We start from the raw sequence: 16,859 nt of genomic DNA, 5'->3' as shown, positions 1-16,859 counted from the left end.
GAGTCACTTCCGCAGCTCGAGCATACTTGTGGCCAAAAGCTTAACCTTAACATGCAGCTCTATACCCGGAATTTCTTCGTTTACGGCAAGGCCTTTGCGATACCAGACTCTGTTGAGGGAGTAAATATCAACAGATCGTTTCTTACCTGCTTCATAGGTTTTCGTAATTTCATCAAATAAGCTCTTCTCGAGCAGCTTATTCATTTCAGATAGACTGAGCGGCTTCTTCTGCTCTCGAAGAGCGGCGTCCATGCTGACGTACAGTTTAACAACTCGTTTACCGTCCTTATATGCGGCTTTTTTCTTCACCTTATTACTTCGCAGTGCCGCAGTTCCAACGAAATGACCTTGTTCATCCTTGATGGGGAGAAGGCCGCGTAATGTGTTGTTCTTTAACCATTTCACACCGCTTGCTTCTTCACGGTTGAATCGAGCTTCGCTCTTTCCGTTCTTTAACGCGACAAGACCATCCACGATTGGCAGTGTAAAAGGTTTCCCGCCTTTCTTCCAGTTTTTCGATAGCTTTACATGGTCAAGCAAGGTCGTCTCGAACGGTTCCCTTGAAGATCGAATGAAGTGTTGATATTTAATGGGTTCAAAGGAAGATTGAAGCTGTTTAAATAAAAGATTGGGCTGATAGTACAGTGTGGATACATAGGAGCTGCCGGTGATCGGCATGGTGCTAAGGATTTCTGCCAAATCTTCATTCGTAGCAAATACCCAAGGCGTATATCGTTGATCGCGTGTTCGCATCAATTCGTCATGGATTTCGAAGACTCCCTTGGCAAGCAAGCGATCACTGAATATAAACGCTTTATTCTGTGTCCAATCCATTCGCATCTGGCTTTCCTTCTGTAGATCGAACACCGCCATCCCGATGCTTTCGCCTTCACCTCTTCCGATCACGACTGGTTTTGGACTTTGTCCGCCGCCTTCTTGCTTGGCCATCGTAGTAAGGTCATTGATTTGCGCATAAATTTTATATTTTCCGTCGACGTAATCAATCCCCATTACAGTGACGAAGTTGAAATATTGAATATTCTTCACGTCCCAGCAGCCGCACAAGGATAACATGATGCAGCTGACCAAGCCCGCCTTCCAGATCCGGTTCATGGTTGTCCATCCTTCATCCTCGTATCGTCCTGTAAATTTAGGTTCTGCGGTCGCTTATTCATGTTATTGGCCGGTTTCTTAAACAGCGCTGCTACAATATCTGCCCGCGATGGCGGTGAAATCGGAGAGAGGTACGGGATCCCGAATGATTTGAGATCGGACAAATAAGCGACAACGAAGAAGATGGACATGAAGAACCCGAACATGCCAAGGATGGAGGAGATGATCATAATGGCGATGCGGACAATCGACACGATGCCGCTTAGCGTTGGGTTCACGAGTGTGTACCCGGCTATCACCGTGGTGGCAGCCACAACAGTCACTGTAGGTGAAGTAATGCCGGCACGTATGGCAGCATCGCCAACGATGATACCGCCGACAACGGTTACGGTTGGGCCAACCGACTTTGGCAGCCGCTGTCCGGCTTCCTTAAACAACTCAAACAAGATAAGCACGGTAATCGCCTCGAATGGAAGCGAGAGTGGAAGTCCGATACGATTCGAGGCGATTGTAGCCAATAAAGGCAATGGTACTTGTTCGAAATTAAATCCGATTAGCGCAATGTAGAATGCGGGCAGGAACAGTGCCAAAAACCAGCCGCAAAATCGGATCAACCGTTGAAAAGAGCTGATCACCGACCGGAAATAGCCATCTTCCGGTGAGTTGATGAGCGATGTAAGCGTAATAGGCGCGATAATGGCTAGCGGTGAGTTGTTAAGCAAAATGACAAAACGGCCGCTCATCAGGCACTCTGCGGCAAAATCCGGCCGCCCGGTATTGTCGATAAGGGGGATCACCGAATAAGAACGATCCGATATAGCTTCCTCTAGCTGCGAGCTCGTGACGAGCGCATCAATATGTATTTTCCGCAATCTTGCCCTAGCCTCATCGACTGCCTGTTTGTTCGCGATATCCTTTATGAAAAGCAATTTTATCGCGGTTTGGCTCCGGACGCCGATTGTAAAGGATTCGACTTTAAGTGTTGGGGTAGCCAATCGTTTGCGAATCAGCGCCAAATTCGTCTCGATACTCTCGGTAAATCCGTCACGTGCTCCCTTCGTAGACGTTTCCGTTACGGACTCTTCCGTGTTTCTTTGGGGCTGATCCGATACGTATTGCATATAACAGCTAGCCATTTCCAAATCGTAAAGGACTAAGTTTCCGTTGAAGACGTAAGAGGAGAGCTCGTTCTTCCACTGGGATGTAAGCGTTAAGGGGTGCTGCCGCCATACGTCCGCGCTGTGTGTACTGATTTCATTGATCTGCTCACGGCTGGATAACCCTTCGCAGAATAGGAATAGAAAGGTGCCGTTCTTCTCGAAGGTAACATCGCCGCAGTCCTCGAATAACAGCCGGATATCGCTTTCGCTTATGCTAGCCATTTCGCTGCACCGCCTTCTTGTTCTTTCCTGACCAAATGCAAATTAAGAGCACTACAGAAACTATGCCGCAAATCATACTGGAACTTGTATAGTAGGTTTTCACATGACTGTGGAACCACACATCAGATAGCTTGAGCAGATTGACTACAAATAGGAACAATGAGATCAGAATGAGCAAAATCTCGGGATGCTTCCATTTCTTCACCCACAGCGTGTGAATGATGTAGATCGCCAATGAGATTCGTATAAATGCTCCAGCCAGCCATTGATAAATGGACATGAAGTCGGTTTGGCTCAGCATGCTTCCGATGGCCGCCATTCGCCACTGCTCGTAGGTTGGGTACCTCAGCAGCGTAGCTTCGAACGGACCAAACATCGCGATTACGCCAGTCAATGGGCCGAACGTTAGTTCAATCAACATGAGAACGACAAGACTTATATTGAGTCGCGACAGCTTCCCTTTGACTTCGTCCTTCAGGAAGAACACCATGAAGATCTCTGTGATGCCCGATGTCGTATACCAAGCGCCTTTCGTGATCGCTTGCGCCGAATTTTTGAAGATGGGAAAGAGGTAATTGTAATCTTTATATTGAAAGTTCACGGTCATCACGTAGAATCCGGCCGCAATAATGAAGGGCAGCAGAATGCCATTGGTGATGGCGATGGCAGCCAAACCTTTTCTTGCTGTGAAATAACTAATGCCAATAAGGCATAGGCCAACTACCCATTGCGGGGTATAGGTTAAGTAAGACGAATTGGACCACATAATCGTATCCCGTATGCTTATACTCGCTTGAGTTAAGAAATATAGGGTGAACAGCAGTGTGAAAATTAGCCAAATAAACGTAGGCGCTTTCTCGATCATCCAGGTGGATAACGAGGAAGGTATATGTTTGTAGATATACACATACAGCATGCCAAGAAGTAAGGAAGGGATGATAGCCGCCAATACAGCGATCCAGGAGTCGCGATTTGCCGTATCCAGCAAGATGGGAATAAGGATGACATGGTTGGAGATTCCGATAAACGTAACCAGCAGTGTGGACATTTGGAAAGGGGTGATTTTATCTTTCAAATCCATAATCCTCCTTTCAATGGCAGTCTGCTTAAAATTTCCAATTTGTCGAATTTTATGCATAAAAATGGCAGTCTCACGCACAACGCCTGGGCTGGAGTGTGGTGGTGGTTGCCCTAACACTGCAGAAGCGTATAATTAAATGTACGAATCATTGAGGTTTTTCACATTTGACCTGAAGGGGCTATAGAGATGGAACATGAAGCGAATACTACGGTCAAGTGCGCCATTCAACGGCTGGGGAAAGTTGTTGCCATAGAGGAGCATAACCTTGTCATAGAAGTGAACGGCAAGGTGCTCACATTGTCTCGCGAGAAGGCGGGGAAGGAAATCGTGGTCGGTGATGTGCTGCGCTGGGACGGAGCAAAGTGGGTTCTCACGCAACGGGATGGCGAGGCTGTGGGACAATAATGAGAGAAGCTTAATCCCCTTTGCGCCCTAATCGGAGGCGGCGGCTGCGAATCGTTAAGTAAGGGGTGATTAGATTCATGGAAGTTTTAGAATCGAAACGTTGTTTATTCTGTGATGAGCTTGTCAAAGTAAAACGAAAAGGCGGCAACGAATGGTACATCGACTGTATGTGCGCGCCGGGCGGTTCTTATGGACTGCGTGAAGACAGCTATGAGCCTTACCGTCTGTTGTCCTATTCGGAGAAACGGAATTCGTTCCCGATTCTGTCGGCTTACATTCGGGAACAAACGGATTGTGATGAGAAGGTAATTATCACTTACGATGATCGGGAAACGATCCTGCAATCGCCGCAAATCCCAATCACAACCGAAGAGAAGGGGAATCGACTTCTCCGCTATTTGCACCGGCATACGAGTGGGCCAGGTGATGCGGTAGTCATTAATCAGTTCTCGCAAAGCTATAATTTGACTTATTCCTTAAATTTGCAAGAGCTTGTTTTCATCACGGAGAAAATGAAAGAAGAAGGATATATCGAGCGCATCGGCTCGACGTTTAAGCTGACGGAGAAAGGTTGGGTGGAAGCAGCTAACACCGCGAGTGGTAAAGCGCTAAAGCCTTGTTATGTTCAGCTTAGCGGTTATGATGAGGACGCAAGCAGAGGATGGCTGGAAACGGTGTTCCCGAGATTGATCCAGCTTGGTTATGCGCCGAAGTTTCTGGAGGAAGATCTGTCTCAGCGACTTGATCCTAAGCCGATTGAATCAATGCTGCAAGAGGTGAGCAACTGCAAGCTGTTTGTAGCAGATGTGACCGAACCTAATGCGGAGCTGTGGCTTCGTGCGGGATTTGCTATGGGTAATGAGATTCCGATCATATGGACAAGCCAAGTGGCGGAACAGCAGCTCCCGCAAGGGGTCAGACCGCTGATCTGGCAGGATGTGGATGAGCTGGTAAGGCTGCTGCAGAAGGTGTTAACGAAGGAATAGTGAATTTTTTAGGGGTTGCTCGAAGTGGTGTTCATGGGCTATAATCATTTTATACAATTTAATTAAATGCAATATACTGTGAACTCAATTCAGGAGGAATCCATCGATGAGCATTTACGATTTCACCGTCCAGACCATTACTGGCGAAGAGCAGTCGTTGTCAGCATATAAAGGCAAGACGCTTCTGATCGTCAACACGGCAAGCGCATGTGGACTTACCCCACATTACAAAGGGCTGCAGCAAATTTATGATGCCCATAAGGACGAGAATCTGGTTGTACTTGGTTTCCCGTGTAATCAATTTAAAGGTCAAGAGCCGGGGACGAACGAGGAGATTGCAAGCTTTTGCGAGCTGAATTACGGCGTAACCTTCCCTATGTTTGCGAAAATTGACGTGATTGGCGAAGATGCTCATCCGTTATATAAATATCTTGTGGACGCAGCGCCTGCCCCTTACCATACCGGGACAATCGAGTGGAATTTCGTGAAATTCCTGATTGATCAAGAAGGCAACGTTGTGAAACAATATCCGGCTTCGACGGATCCAGCGGCAATTGAGCCGGATCTTCGCAGCTTGATTAATAATGGCAGCCTGGGAGCGGCGCCAAATACGGTTAATGACTAACTGTATGTACATGGAATGATGAAAGCACCCCTTAAGGGGTGCTTTTTGATTTCTCGATCGAGAAGGTTTTGGTTCTTTGCAGGATTAGTTTTAAGGCGTCTAGTTTGCGATAGGCTTGATAAAGGACACCAATGATAAGCCAGATGAGTCCCATTATAAGCGCATCCTTGCTCAGCAGGAGGAATAAGTAACCGATGACACAAGCACCTGCACCCGGCAGAACCAAGTAGGCTAGCGTTCCTGTTACAGTACGTTTCCGTTCCTTGATGTAGTAGTGGCAGATGACAGATAAGTTGACAAAGAAGAAAGCGGTAAGCGCGCCGAAATTCACGAATTTGATAGCTGTATCGAGTCGGATGACCAATGCGAACATCGAAACCACGCCAACGATTAAGATATTGACCGCAGGCGTCTTCAGCTTGGGGTGTACATAGGCGAATATGCGCTCCGGCAGGATCGATTCGCGACCCATGACGAGTAATAGCCTAGATACGCTGGAAACGGAAGAGATTCCTTGCGTAAAGATTGCGAATAAGAGCACAATGATGAATACCGATCCAAGCATGGCTCCGCCGACCATTTTCACAATTTCAAGCCCGGCCGAATCGATGTTGGCAAACGGGATTGGATTCGGGAATGCAAGCTGAGTTAAATAAGACGGTACGACATATAAAACGATCGCGATCCCAATAATAATACCGATGGCTCTGGGGATGGTTTTGCTTGCGTTCTTCGTTTCTTCTGACATTGTCGTTATGGAATCGAATCCAAGAAAGGAGAAGCAGATCATGGATGCGCCTGAAAGAATCGTGGTGAAGGGGATCTCGTGTTGGAGGAATGGCGCCAGTGGCTCGCTTATGGAAGTTAGGTTTCGGTAGAGCAAGATGCAAAACAAGGCGATGAAACCCATTTGAATGAGGACGAACCATTTGCTCAGATTGGCTGAGAATGACGCGCCGCGCAAATTGACTAGCGTGATGAGCAAATTGATTCCGATCATCCATAGGTAGGACGGTATGGCCGGAAATTGTGCATGCATATAGATGCCGAACGTTAGGCAGGCGATTATAGGCGAGAAGAGGTAATCCAGCAGCAACGCCCATCCGACAAGGAAGCCGAGGTAGGGATGGATAGATTTCTTCACATAAGAGTAGGCAGACCCAGAGCTAGAGTGGGCCTTCGACATATGACCATAACTGTAAGCCGTAAACATGATGGCTACAAAAGCGGTCAAGTACGCTTGGGTTAACATCCCTGCGGAAGACTCGTAAGCAATGCCGTAAATGGAGAAGTAGATCATCGGTGTCATCCAAGCAAGGCCGAGGAATACGATTTGGAATAACGATAATGTTGGCGTTAGTTTGACTTGTACGTTCGCGTTCATGTGCAGCACCCTTCCGTCATCCCGCGTGTAACCATCACATCTTAGGATGGATGGCTGAAAATAAAAAAGCGCGGAAGGTATCCCTAAATGAGATCCTCCCGGGCTTTTATCCCTCCGTGAACACAGCAGCGGCTGTGCGTTCTCTCTCGGTCCAGTCCAGCATGCCGGAATGGCTGCTGCGGAACCCTAGAAAACGTATGGCATATTTAGTTACGTTGTTTTGTTAGATAATATAACATAAACTACCTGATCGTCAATTGAAAATTTAATGGCGTGCGAACTAGCTTCGTCCAGGCAGCAAGAGAAAGGATGCTTTAAATTGTCTATGAATGAAGAGGATAAACCGAAGTTGATCGTAACGAAGATTTGGAAATGTAAGAACGCAGATTGTAAGGCGTGGGTTCGTGAGGAATTTGCCGAAGCCGGCGAACAGGCTTGTCCGATCTGTAAAGGACCAATGCATCGGAGTATGAGGCATCTGCCTGCTGTTCAGAATAAGATTAAATCGCAGCCTCGAAAGAAGAAGAACGAATTTGACTTGTAGCCGCCTATTGGCGGCTTTTTTATTTGTGTTCGGAGGGGGAGGCAGCGCTAATAAAGAGTCCGCCAGAGGTAGAAGGTAGCATAGGCTTTCCAGTCGCCCCAGGTTGAGGAGAGCTGTTTGATCTCTGCGATGGATGGTTTATCTGTCCGCTGCATGAGGTGTTTGAGCGCATTGTGAAGTCCGGCGTCTTCAATAGGGAAAGCACCGGGCATTCGTAAACAGCGCATCAGTACATAGTTAGCCGTCCATGGGCCGATCCCGCGGATGCTGGTCAGTGCTTTCTCAATGGCTGACCAGTCTTGAAGTGCCAGAAGCTGTTCTTTGGATAATCGGCCTTCCGCGATCTCGGTTGCGGTTCCAATCAAATATTCGGACTTGCGGCCAGTAAACTGCATCTCCGTCAGGTCGGAAACCTGAAGAGCTGCGATGGTTTCGGGTGTAGGGAAGGTAAAGTAACGTCGGCCATTCCATTCCATTGAAGAACCGAAGCGCTCCACGAATCGTCGCTTGAGTGTGTAGGCAAAAGTTAAATTAATTTGCTGGCCCATAATTCCCCAACTAAGTGCCTCGAATAAGTTTTCGATGCCCACAACTCGCAGGCCGTAAAACTGCTTGACCGTGCCTTGCAGCAGTTCGTCCTGCTCAGCCAATTCATAGAACGGCAATAGGTCGCGATCGCAGTCAAACCAATCCCATACATAGCGATATGCTGTCTCGCAAAGTTCTTGAGAAGGTTCCTCGTTCAAAGCCGGGAACTCGATGTTTAGCGCATCGTTAGTATCAGGTGTGATTCGGATGAGTACGGGATGGCTCGCAGTGGGAATAAGCCGCAATACAGCATTATTTTCGACATGAAATAAGCATTCGTTACTGGATCGTTTCAAATAATCAATGATATGGGCACTGCTGAACGGAGCAGGTGGATGAATCGTAGTCGCGTGCATATCTCGTTTGGAAGTCTCCTTTCAATCGGGCTTGACTCGGCAGCTGTATAAGATGAAGTACATTACTAGTTGTATCATACTTTGGTGCGGGTCCGCTTTCGTAATCTTGCGTTCTCATGCGGGAAAGCTTACATCAACCACGTAAAGCGGGTATACTTCTTCTCATGGAGGTGCATGCCGATGATGACAAGCGAAATGTGGCTGGCGATTGCGAGCTGTGATGCTTCATACGACGGTCAGTTTTATTATGGTGTGAGTTCGACCGGAATTTTTTGCAGGCCCTCTTGTAAGTCGAGAACCCCGAATCCGAAGCATGTTCACATCTTCTTGAATACTGAAGCTGCGCTTGCGAGTGATTATCGACCGTGTAAACGATGCAAACCGGAAGGAAAGCGGCTTCCTGAGGAAGAGTGGGTGGAGTCGATTGCAGCGGTGATGGACACTCGATATGAAGAGCCGCTTACATTGCCCAAATTAGCCGAGCTGGCGCATGTCAGTCCTTATCATATACAGCGAACGTTTAAGCGAATCAAGGGCGTCTCCCCTGCTTCGTATTTGCAACAGGTGCGTGTGGCAGCGGCGAAAGAGATGCTTTGCGCATCCGAGATGTCAATTAGTGAAATTGGCGTGCGAGCAGGCTATCCGAATGCGGCGCATTTTTCAACCGTATTTCAGAAGGAGACGGGCAGCTCTCCATCGGCATATCGAATGGCTGCTGAGAAACAATGAGAGTTGAAGGGATTAGGGGAGGATGGGGATAATGAAAGCTTTGTATTGGACGGAGATTGACGATGCATCGTGGCGGTTTATTCTTGTTGCGACGGATGAAGGGCTCAGTTATGTCAGCTCGCCTGCTGCTTCATTGGAAGATGTGGCTGAGTGGTGTGCGAAACATTATCCCGGCTGTACGTTAACAAGAGACGACGGGCGATTAGAGGGATATAGGAAGCAGCTAGGTGAATATTTGAATGGGGAGCTGACAAGCTTTGATTTGCCGCTGAGTGTGAAAGGGACGGCGTTTCAGCAGTTGGTCTGGCAAGCGCTGGAGCAAATCCCGCATGGACAAACCTGCTCCTACTCCGATATCGCGCAGCGGATTGGAAAGGTGAGTGCGGTTCGAGCTGTTGGAACGGCAATCGGTGCGAATCCGGTGCTTATCGTTGTACCTTGTCACCGTGTTATCGGGAAGAACGGTGCGTTAACCGGGTTTCGTGGTGGGATGGATGCGAAGGAGCGGTTGCTGAGGCTTGAAGGTGTTCCGATTTAGACGATATACTAGCACATGAGGCATAACTTGAAGAATTTGAAGGGATGAGGCAATGATTTCGATTACAGAATTTTCGGTGGACAAAATTAAAGACCCGTTCGGCATACTGACCGGCGATCGGTACGAGTTTAGATTGGATGTGGACTTGCCGGAAGATGATGAGCTTTTCGTCGAGAACGGCGTTTATATCCGCGTTATTTATAAAGTGGACGGCGAGACTTCGAGCATCGTGAAGTATGAGCTGTACGAGCGCATTAACGATCGTTATGTCGATGCAGAGCTGGAAGATGAGGAAGAGCAGCTCATTGATAGTTTTTGTAAAGCGCATTTCTCGGAAGCCGAAGAATAGAATAAGGTGAACTGCTTAGAAATCAGCAGGCGTGTGTAATAGTTTGTACGGCAAGCAAATAGCGGGCCGAAACAAAGTGATTAAGGCGGTGTATGACATGACAGTTCATTATCTGCTGAATTGCTACAACAACCAAATTTTGGTGAAGCAGGTAGAAGGTGATGAAGGGCCATTCAATGTCAACATTCAAAGCAACAACAATCCACTCAGTTTCGGTAACACGTTATATTCGGCCCAAACTAAAGAGCATGCCATCCGAATCGCTAATCAGTTGTGCGCGTTCTACTCGATGGCCAGAGTCAACGGCTACTATCTGGAAGGCAATTGGTTCCGCAATGAGAACAAGTCCGACATTTCCGCGGAGCATGTCCTCAAGCAGGAGCGATCGAAGGACGAAATGCACGCTATGCTGACGAGTGAGTGATCGAGAATAATGAGGCAGCCGAAGGGGGCTGCCTTTTTTGTGTTTTTGGCTTAAGTCTCCCCCTGGTGGCGATTTCCAGGATATACCGCTCTTGAGCGTCGAATGTGGCAGGAATGAGACGTGAAAGCGGATATGCCGCTTTCGTCACGCAGCATTTGCCGAGGGCAGCTAACGGCGGAATGGATGGTGGTGAGAGTAGGATTTTCCGACTCTCAGCGTGATATAGGTGTGGTTTTGGAGGTGAGAGTGGGATTTTCCGACTCTCAGCATCCGAATCGGCGGTAAGGTGGTTAGTTGGAATGCTGAAAGACGGATTCTGCGACTCTCAGCGTGATATAGGTGTGGTTTTGAAGGTGAGAGTGGGGTTTACCGACTCTCAGCATCCGAATCGGGGTTAAAGTGGTTAGTTGGAATGCTGAAAGACGGATTCTGCGACTCTCAGCGTGATATAGGTGTTGTTTTGAAGGTGAGAGTAGGATTATCCGACTCTCAGCATCCGAATCGGGGTTAAAGTGGTTAGTTGGAATACTGAAAGACGGATTCTGCGACTCTCAGCGTGATATAGGCGTGGTTTTGGAGGTGAGAGTAGGGTTATCCGACTCTCAGCAACCGGCACGGGGTTAAAGTGGTTAGTTGGAGTGCTGAGTGACGGATTTCGCGACTCTGGGCGTCACTTTGAAGTGGTTAAGTGGTGCCGACGATACGAGCATAGCGCTCTTCGCGCTGGGAGGTGGTGAGTTTCGGGCAGTTGTAGCACATGTCGCCGTCTTCGCGGCAGTGATACATGCAGCAGCCGGAACGAATCATCGTTTTGCCGCCGATCTGGTAGGGGCTGTCGACATATCTCGGCGTATGAGCGAAAGGATTACGTTTGCTGCCGAACAGACGGGGGGCGAGCTGTTCCGTGAGCACCTTGCAATCGTGAGCGAAGCGCTCCCGCACGGCGTCAGGGGTTTCTTTTGCCTCGAAAGTGGTTATCATGTTAGCCAGCATGCTGCCGAATTGTATCCAAATGACAGCGGGCTTGAGGTTCCCCGCAGAAGCAAGGGCGTTCAGTATCGGTCCCACAACGTCTCGGAAATCTGCCTCGAGCGTGTCTCGGACGAGCTGTCCGCGGTCGGCATCATTCGGTATCTCTGTATAACGGACTTCATGCAGTTTATAGCCGAACATATTATAAGTCCCGAAATCTTCCATTTGAAACGTGAGTATATCGAGCGACATGTCCAGCAGCACGTTATATTGGGACAGTAGGAGCAGTCTTGCTTTGCACAAATTGAATAATGAACCGCCGATAAAAGAAGCTGCCAGCTCAGAGCCAGTAGCGCGTACCGTCAAACTTGCGATCTCAATCGCCTGCTTCACTGCATCGGCGCGCAAAAAATCTGTCGTAGGCATCTCGAAGGAGGGGGTTGCAGCACCTGTCGGCGACACGCGCAAGTAATACGAATCGAATTGGGAGAAATCGATGACGAGCTTGTTCATCATCATTTGTGCTCGCTCCTTTGATAACATTTCTCAATCACATGAACTGCAATTATAAAATGCGCTTGCCGATTGTGTCAACGCCGAAACCGCCGTTTCCAGTGTCCTTAAGTGGACAGCTTTTGCATCGGCGATTTATAATGGAGGGTATGTTATTGCGCAGCAACTTATATTGATTGTATGAACGGGGCCTAATGGGATGAAAAAGTTCAAGAAATTCTATATCGAAATTACGAGTGTCTGTAATCTTGCCTGCTCGTTCTGTCCGCAAACGAAACGTCAGGCGAATTTCATTAAGGTCGAAGACTTCACGAAAATATTAGATGAAATCAAACCACATACCGATTATATTTACTTCCACCTGAAGGGCGAACCGCTGCTGCACCCGAAGATCGATCAGCTGCTCGACATCAGCCATGAACGCGGCTTCAAGGTGAATATTACGACGAACGGGACGCTGCTGCACAAAGCCAAGCACAAGATCATGGGCAAACCGGCACTTCGTCAAATGAACTTCTCGCTGCACAGCTTTGACGGTCATGAAGGCTCTGTTGATAAAGAAGGCTACGTCGGCAGCGTGCTGTCGTTCGTGAAAGAGGCTGTGGCCACTTCGGATATGCTGGTTTCGCTTCGGTTGTGGAATTTGGCTGAAGACAATGAGGTTAATGTTGAGGTTAACCGTAATCATGAGATTCTCCAGAAGATTGAAGACGCATTTGAGCTGGATTTCCGCATTCAAGAGAAGTTTACACGTGGGAATGGGATTAAAATCGCGGATCGCGTTTATTTGAACCACGAGGTGGAGTTCAAATGGCCGGATCTGAAGGAGAAGGAAGACGAGGGCAAAGGCTTCTGCCACGCGCTTCGCAATCAAGCCGGCATTCTGGTCGACGGTACGGTCGTGCCTTGCTGCTTAGACGGCGAAGGTGTCATTAATCTTGGCAATATTCATCAAACGTCGTTCTCGGAGATTATTGAAGGTGATCGTGCAAACCGCCTGTATGACGGATTTTCGCGCAGGGAAGTCGTCGAAGAGCTTTGCCGGAAGTGCGGCTTCAGGCAACGGTTCAGTTAATAAAGAAAGAAGGTATAGAAAGTCGTTATGAATCAATTACCGATCCATCAGCGGAGAACGCTGCTTTCTCTGAACCAGGAGAAGAACGCGAGAATTCCGCTATTTTATATCGCTATTGTAATGTTCCTTGCCAAAATGCTGCTGCTGCGTTATTTCTTGTTTCAGGAAATTGATTGGACGCGAATTATCGCAGACATCGGAGCAATACTGGTATTGCTCAGCGCAGTTGAACTTGCAACACCGAATAAGCTTCGCACTGCCATATATGGCGCGGTGAATTTGATTTACTCCTTCGCATTATTCTCATCGGCTGTGTATTTTGAGCATTTCGGTAACGTTCCGACTTACACGGCGTTATATGAACTGCACCAGGTGACGAAGATCGGTTCAAGCGTAGAATCGACAATCCAACTAAGTCACTACTTGTTTTTCGCCGATTTGGTGATTGGGTTAGCGCTTTGGATCATCGTCGCAGTTAGAGGTTCACGCGAGCGCTCAAGGAGTGGTTACGGGTATGGCAAGCCGCTTGTGACGCCAATTTACCGTGTCGTTATGACACTAATCCTAATCCTTAGTTTTGCGCTTTCGGCTCGCGTTATTCAGGTTGGCATGCCTATCGAAAATGAGCTTGTCGAAGCGGAGCAGGAAGGCTTCTTGAATTATCAAATATCGGCAGCGATTAAAGCAGCGCATGACAACAGTGTGGCTGCCGAAGGGAATATCGACGAAATCACGCAGGAAGCCAGCGATCTTCAAGCTTCTTATCCGTACAAGGATGGAACGAGTGGAGTTCCGATGTATTTCGCTTCACAGAAGGGCAAGAATCTGATCGTCATCCAGATGGAGGCGTTTCAAAACTTTCCGATTCATCTTTCTGTCGGCGGTCAAGAGCTGACGCCTGTGCTGAACAAGCTGGCTGATGAAGGTTTCTATTTCCCACATGTATTCCAGCAGATCGGGCAGGGAAACACTTCGGATGCCGAGTTCATGTCCAATACATCCATTTACCCGACCGCGAAGATCGCGATGTCGACCGGTTACGGGGATCGGGATATCCCGAGTCTGCCGAAACTGCTGCAAAAGAACGGCTATGTCGCAAATACGTTCCATGTGAATGATGTGACGTTCTGGGATCGAAACAAACTGTATGCAGCGCTAGGGTTTGATCATTATTTTGACAAGCCGTACTACACGAACGATCATTACAACAGCTTCGGAGCCTCTGATGAGGAACTTTACCGCGTAGGAGTCCAGAAGCTGCAGGAAGTGAGCGAAGGCAGCAAACCTTATTATGGACAGTTTATTACGGTATCGAATCATTTCCCGTTCGAAGTTCCGATGGACCGCATGAAAATGCAGCTTCCGGAAGAATTGAAAGGAACGCAGCTCGGCAATTATTTGCTCGGTGTGAACTATACGGATTATGCAATTGGAACGTTGATTGACAACCTTAAAGCAACCGGGCAATGGGACAATACCGTTCTGGTGCTGTATGGAGACCACTTCGGACTGCAGCCAAACGATAATGATCCTGCATTCGTGAGCCAATCGCTAGGCATCAAATACGACCCGCAAGTCAGCCGGTTTAATATTCCTCTGATTATCCATGCGCCTGGTCAAGAAGGTAAGGTTGTCGAACAAGTGGGTGGTCAGCTGGATATCATGCCGACAGTCGCGAATCTGCTTGGCGTGTCGCTTAAGGATGAGCAATTTACGGCTTTCGGTCATGATCTTCTTAATGTGGACCGGAATGTACTTGGCACGAGGTACTACTTGCCGACAGGCTCGTTCTACAATAACGATATTTTGTTCGTACCGGGTAAAGGTTTCGAGGATGGCAAAGCGGTAAACATCCGGACCCTTGAGCCGGTGACGAATCTTGCTCCATATCGAGGCGACTATGATTATGTGATGAAACTAATGGATGTTTCTGACCGTTACGTCAAATCGCTTCCGCAACGTCATTAATACGGATTGAAAGCAGCCTCTCCAATGTGCGTGTCACGAAGCGTATTGGGGAGGTTTTTCGTCGTTGTTTGCATTTCCTAACGAACGTTAATGTAATAATACCTTACATAAGGATTGACACTTCCCTAAAATCGCCCCTATAATACGAATCAATAGCAGGTTTTAACAATTGAATATCGGTTCTCATGTTAGCTATTGAGAACAACTAACCATCTAGGGTTCCGTTGCGTGAGCGACTCGTTCAAGCAAGCCTGGTCCGAGAGATGGTGTGCAGCAGCGCTGCATAACACGGAAGGATAAAAGCCTGGGAGAAACCAATCTCTCGGGCTTTTTTTATTTAAATCATTTTCGAGGGGGACTATTCAATGACGACAGGCTTATGGACCACAACCTTTGGGGCAGGAGATAAATGGTCAGGGAGAATTAGCAAAGGGAGGTTGCTTCGTTTTACGGCCTTGCAGGATAACGCTAATTTGTCGGTTATGATGTTCCACGCTGATGATTTGACAGAGCGCTACAATATGCCGGACACGCTGAAAGCACAATATACCGCGCATTTGACTCGCGGAAACATTCTGATGAGTGATAATGGCCGCGCAATGGCAAGTTTCGTCGATGATGAACTTGGCTGGCATGATACGATAACAGGCTTTACAACTCGAGCATCAACTGACACGAAGTACGGGCTGAAACAATACCAGCAATATCGGAATGAGTGGCTGCGCAGCGGCTATGAGAATTTCGCGGTTGAACTCGTTCGTTGTGGTTTAGGCGTTCGCGATATTGGACCAGTCGTTAATTTGTTCTCGAAAGTGAGCTGCGATGACGTAGGCCGAATGACTTATGATTCTACGCACTGCAAGGAAGGCGCTGCCGTAACGCTGCGGACAGAGATGGATATTCTTCTTGTGGTCTCGAATACACCGAACCCGCTGAATCCAAGCACCAACTATCCGACTGCTGCTATACAGCTTGAGGTTTTTGCAGCACCGGCTGTCGATCTTGATACCGATTATTGCTGCAACTTCAGATCCGAGAATCGACGGGCGTTCGAGAATACGGCCGAGTACTATTTGCTCGCAGGTCGTTCATAGCTCGAGACGCTTGATGGATACACGCAACTACTATTGAGGAGGAACTACGATGACTACTGCGTTTAACCGATACGAAAGTTTGCTGCAGCCGGAATCGGCTATTATAGATGAAATTGTACTGGCAGGGGATGGCTGGATGAAGGAGCTTCAGCCAGGTCAAATATTGCGGATCGTGGACTTGGAAGGGAACCAAGCGGCGGACACGCTGTTCTACGATGCTGATAATCCGGAAGATCATTATAGTGCGGTTGCGACAATAACAGGGCAAGGAAACATTTATTTAACTACAGGCTCCGTGCTTCGGGCCGAATCCGGTAAGGAACTGCTGAAGATTGTAGCAGATACTTGCGGAAGGCACGACACGGTCGGCGGCTCCTGTTCCGCTCAGAGTAATACCGTGCGTTATGCGCACGAGAAGCTTCAAATGCACAACTGCCGCGATACGTTCATGCTGCAGCTTGCCAAACATGATGGCGGCTATACGAAACGGGATTTGGCACCTAATGTGAACTTCTTCATGAATGTACCCGTGTCAGAAGATGGCGGGCTGCGGTTTGCCGATGGTGTATCTGCGCCTGGTTGTTATGTGGAGCTCGAATCGATCTGCCGCACGATGGTATTAATCAGCAATTGCCCGCAATTAAACAATCCATGTAATGCCTATAACCCAACTCCGATTCGGGTGTTGATCTGGAATCCATAGAGAGAAAAACAGTCATTCAGGGAGGGAAAC

At 48.1% G+C, this 16,859-nt stretch carries 18 protein-coding genes and 2 riboswitches; of the genes, 12 read left to right on the top strand and 6 right to left on the bottom strand.

All coding sequences use genetic code 11. The features are described from left to right. Positions 1-3: 3 nt before the first annotated feature. Genes AC506A_RS07100 through AC506A_RS07090 form a run of 3 tightly spaced genes read right to left on the bottom strand, consistent with a single transcriptional unit; the run spans position 4 to position 3,570 of the window. The gene (locus AC506A_RS07100; protein ID WP_495460263.1) at positions 4-1,113 is read right to left on the bottom strand and encodes a Ger(x)C family spore germination protein; all 1,110 of its coding nucleotides are present in this window, start codon (positions 1,111-1,113) and stop codon (positions 4-6) included. Beyond that, positions 1,110-2,495, bottom strand: a complete 1,386-nt coding sequence (locus tag AC506A_RS07095; RefSeq protein ID WP_495460262.1) for a spore germination protein — start codon at positions 2,493-2,495, stop codon at positions 1,110-1,112. Before AC506A_RS07095 ends, AC506A_RS07100 begins: the two co-directional genes overlap by 4 nt. After that, a complete protein-coding gene (locus tag AC506A_RS07090) occupies positions 2,488-3,570 on the bottom strand; it encodes an endospore germination permease (RefSeq protein ID WP_495460261.1) in 1,083 nt (360 codons plus the stop codon). Before AC506A_RS07090 ends, AC506A_RS07095 begins: the two co-directional genes overlap by 8 nt. A 192-nt stretch (positions 3,571-3,762) precedes the next feature. Between AC506A_RS07090 and AC506A_RS07085 the strand changes: the two genes are divergently transcribed. From AC506A_RS07085 to AC506A_RS07075, 3 genes are all read left to right on the top strand, one after another. After that, the gene (locus AC506A_RS07085; protein WP_495460260.1) at positions 3,763-3,981 is read left to right on the top strand and encodes a hypothetical protein; all 219 of its coding nucleotides are present in this window, start codon (positions 3,763-3,765) and stop codon (positions 3,979-3,981) included. A gap of 77 nt (positions 3,982-4,058) precedes the next feature. Next, on the top strand, positions 4,059-4,967 hold the full coding sequence (locus AC506A_RS07080) for a hypothetical protein (RefSeq protein WP_495460259.1): 909 nt from the start codon (positions 4,059-4,061) through the stop codon (positions 4,965-4,967). Between the two features lie 106 nt (positions 4,968-5,073). Beyond that, positions 5,074-5,592, top strand: coding sequence for a glutathione peroxidase (locus AC506A_RS07075; protein ID WP_495460258.1), 519 nt, complete (start codon positions 5,074-5,076; stop codon positions 5,590-5,592). A gap of 31 nt (positions 5,593-5,623) precedes the next feature. On the opposite strand, the gene AC506A_RS07070 is transcribed toward AC506A_RS07075, so the two are convergent. Then, a complete protein-coding gene (locus tag AC506A_RS07070) occupies positions 5,624-6,976 on the bottom strand; it encodes an APC family permease (protein WP_495460257.1) in 1,353 nt (450 codons plus the stop codon). Positions 6,977-7,069: 93 nt separating this feature from the next. After that, positions 7,070-7,177, bottom strand: a riboswitch (guanidine-I (ykkC/yxkD leader). Between the two features lie 124 nt (positions 7,178-7,301). Between AC506A_RS07070 and AC506A_RS07065 the strand changes: the two genes are divergently transcribed. Then, positions 7,302-7,520 carry a cold-inducible protein YdjO-related protein gene (locus AC506A_RS07065; protein WP_495460987.1) on the top strand — a complete coding sequence of 73 codons (219 nt, stop codon included), beginning with the start codon at positions 7,302-7,304 and terminating at the stop codon, positions 7,518-7,520. 47 nt (positions 7,521-7,567) lie between these two features. On the opposite strand, the gene AC506A_RS07060 is transcribed toward AC506A_RS07065, so the two are convergent. Next, entirely contained in the window at positions 7,568-8,464 is an 897-nt protein-coding gene (locus AC506A_RS07060; protein WP_495460256.1) for a DNA-3-methyladenine glycosylase family protein, read from the bottom strand. A 180-nt stretch (positions 8,465-8,644) separates the two neighbouring features. Here AC506A_RS07060 and AC506A_RS07055 point away from each other — a divergent pair, with 180 nt between their 5' ends. From AC506A_RS07055 to AC506A_RS07040, 4 genes are all read left to right on the top strand, one after another. Continuing rightward, on the top strand, positions 8,645-9,193 hold the full coding sequence (locus tag AC506A_RS07055) for a bifunctional transcriptional activator/DNA repair enzyme AdaA (RefSeq protein WP_495460255.1): 549 nt from the start codon (positions 8,645-8,647) through the stop codon (positions 9,191-9,193). Between the two features lie 31 nt (positions 9,194-9,224). Beyond that, positions 9,225-9,731 carry a methylated-DNA--[protein]-cysteine S-methyltransferase gene (locus AC506A_RS07050; RefSeq protein ID WP_495460254.1) on the top strand — a complete coding sequence of 169 codons (507 nt, stop codon included), beginning with the start codon at positions 9,225-9,227 and terminating at the stop codon, positions 9,729-9,731. Between the two features lie 52 nt (positions 9,732-9,783). Next, the gene (locus AC506A_RS07045) at positions 9,784-10,080 is read left to right on the top strand and encodes a DUF6509 family protein (RefSeq protein WP_495460253.1); all 297 of its coding nucleotides are present in this window, start codon (positions 9,784-9,786) and stop codon (positions 10,078-10,080) included. Between the two features lie 97 nt (positions 10,081-10,177). Further along, positions 10,178-10,504 (top strand): hypothetical protein, encoded by a 327-nt coding sequence (locus AC506A_RS07040; RefSeq protein ID WP_495460252.1) that lies wholly within the window; start codon positions 10,178-10,180, stop codon positions 10,502-10,504. Between the two features lie 684 nt (positions 10,505-11,188). Here the strand turns inward: AC506A_RS07040 and AC506A_RS07035 are convergent. After that, positions 11,189-11,995 (bottom strand): hypothetical protein, encoded by an 807-nt coding sequence (locus AC506A_RS07035; RefSeq protein ID WP_495460251.1) that lies wholly within the window; start codon positions 11,993-11,995, stop codon positions 11,189-11,191. 193 nt (positions 11,996-12,188) lie between these two features. Between AC506A_RS07035 and AC506A_RS07030 the strand changes: the two genes are divergently transcribed. The 4 genes from AC506A_RS07030 to AC506A_RS07015 all read left to right on the top strand — a co-directional run bounded on the left by AC506A_RS07030 (position 12,189) and on the right by AC506A_RS07015 (position 16,829). Continuing rightward, a complete protein-coding gene (locus tag AC506A_RS07030; RefSeq protein ID WP_495460250.1) occupies positions 12,189-13,064 on the top strand; it encodes a radical SAM/SPASM domain-containing protein in 876 nt (291 codons plus the stop codon). 27 nt (positions 13,065-13,091) lie between these two features. Next, a complete protein-coding gene (locus AC506A_RS07025; protein ID WP_495460249.1) occupies positions 13,092-15,032 on the top strand; it encodes an LTA synthase family protein in 1,941 nt (646 codons plus the stop codon). Between the two features lie 202 nt (positions 15,033-15,234). Next, positions 15,235-15,345, top strand: a riboswitch (guanidine-I (ykkC/yxkD leader). A gap of 52 nt (positions 15,346-15,397) precedes the next feature. After that, a complete protein-coding gene (locus AC506A_RS07020) occupies positions 15,398-16,126 on the top strand; it encodes an urea amidolyase associated protein UAAP1 (protein ID WP_495460248.1) in 729 nt (242 codons plus the stop codon). Between the two features lie 49 nt (positions 16,127-16,175). Further along, positions 16,176-16,829, top strand: coding sequence for an urea amidolyase associated protein UAAP2 (locus AC506A_RS07015; RefSeq protein WP_495460247.1), 654 nt, complete (start codon positions 16,176-16,178; stop codon positions 16,827-16,829). Positions 16,830-16,859: the final 30 nt, after the last annotated feature.

It is taken from the genome of Paenibacillus sp. N22P23 (assembly GCF_059383735.1).
Note: the sequence above shows the minus strand (reverse complement) of the source record. Positions and strands in the feature narration are given on the sequence as shown.

Bases quoted from the DNA above. Each gene is read 5' to 3' on its own strand.
- AC506A_RS07100 (WP_495460263.1), bottom strand. From the start codon at position 1,113: ATGAACCGGATCTGGAAGGCGGGCTTGGTCAGCTGCATCATGTTATCC.
- AC506A_RS07095 (WP_495460262.1), bottom strand. From the start codon at position 2,495: ATGGCTAGCATAAGCGAAAGCGATATCCGGCTGTTATTCGAGGACTGC.
- AC506A_RS07085 (WP_495460260.1), top strand. From the start codon at position 3,763: ATGGAACATGAAGCGAATACTACGGTCAAGTGCGCCATTCAACGGCTG.
- AC506A_RS07080 (WP_495460259.1), top strand. From the start codon at position 4,059: ATGGAAGTTTTAGAATCGAAACGTTGTTTATTCTGTGATGAGCTTGTC.
- AC506A_RS07075 (WP_495460258.1), top strand. From the start codon at position 5,074: ATGAGCATTTACGATTTCACCGTCCAGACCATTACTGGCGAAGAGCAG.
- AC506A_RS07070 (WP_495460257.1), bottom strand. From the start codon at position 6,976: ATGAACGCGAACGTACAAGTCAAACTAACGCCAACATTATCGTTATTC.
- AC506A_RS07065 (WP_495460987.1), top strand. From the start codon at position 7,302: ATGAATGAAGAGGATAAACCGAAGTTGATCGTAACGAAGATTTGGAAA.
- AC506A_RS07060 (WP_495460256.1), bottom strand. From the start codon at position 8,464: ATGCACGCGACTACGATTCATCCACCTGCTCCGTTCAGCAGTGCCCAT.
- AC506A_RS07055 (WP_495460255.1), top strand. From the start codon at position 8,645: ATGATGACAAGCGAAATGTGGCTGGCGATTGCGAGCTGTGATGCTTCA.
- AC506A_RS07050 (WP_495460254.1), top strand. From the start codon at position 9,225: ATGAAAGCTTTGTATTGGACGGAGATTGACGATGCATCGTGGCGGTTT.
- AC506A_RS07045 (WP_495460253.1), top strand. From the start codon at position 9,784: ATGATTTCGATTACAGAATTTTCGGTGGACAAAATTAAAGACCCGTTC.
- AC506A_RS07040 (WP_495460252.1), top strand. From the start codon at position 10,178: ATGACAGTTCATTATCTGCTGAATTGCTACAACAACCAAATTTTGGTG.
- AC506A_RS07035 (WP_495460251.1), bottom strand. From the start codon at position 11,995: ATGATGATGAACAAGCTCGTCATCGATTTCTCCCAATTCGATTCGTAT.
- AC506A_RS07030 (WP_495460250.1), top strand. From the start codon at position 12,189: ATGAAAAAGTTCAAGAAATTCTATATCGAAATTACGAGTGTCTGTAAT.
- AC506A_RS07025 (WP_495460249.1), top strand. From the start codon at position 13,092: ATGAATCAATTACCGATCCATCAGCGGAGAACGCTGCTTTCTCTGAAC.
- AC506A_RS07020 (WP_495460248.1), top strand. From the start codon at position 15,398: ATGACGACAGGCTTATGGACCACAACCTTTGGGGCAGGAGATAAATGG.
- AC506A_RS07015 (WP_495460247.1), top strand. From the start codon at position 16,176: ATGACTACTGCGTTTAACCGATACGAAAGTTTGCTGCAGCCGGAATCG.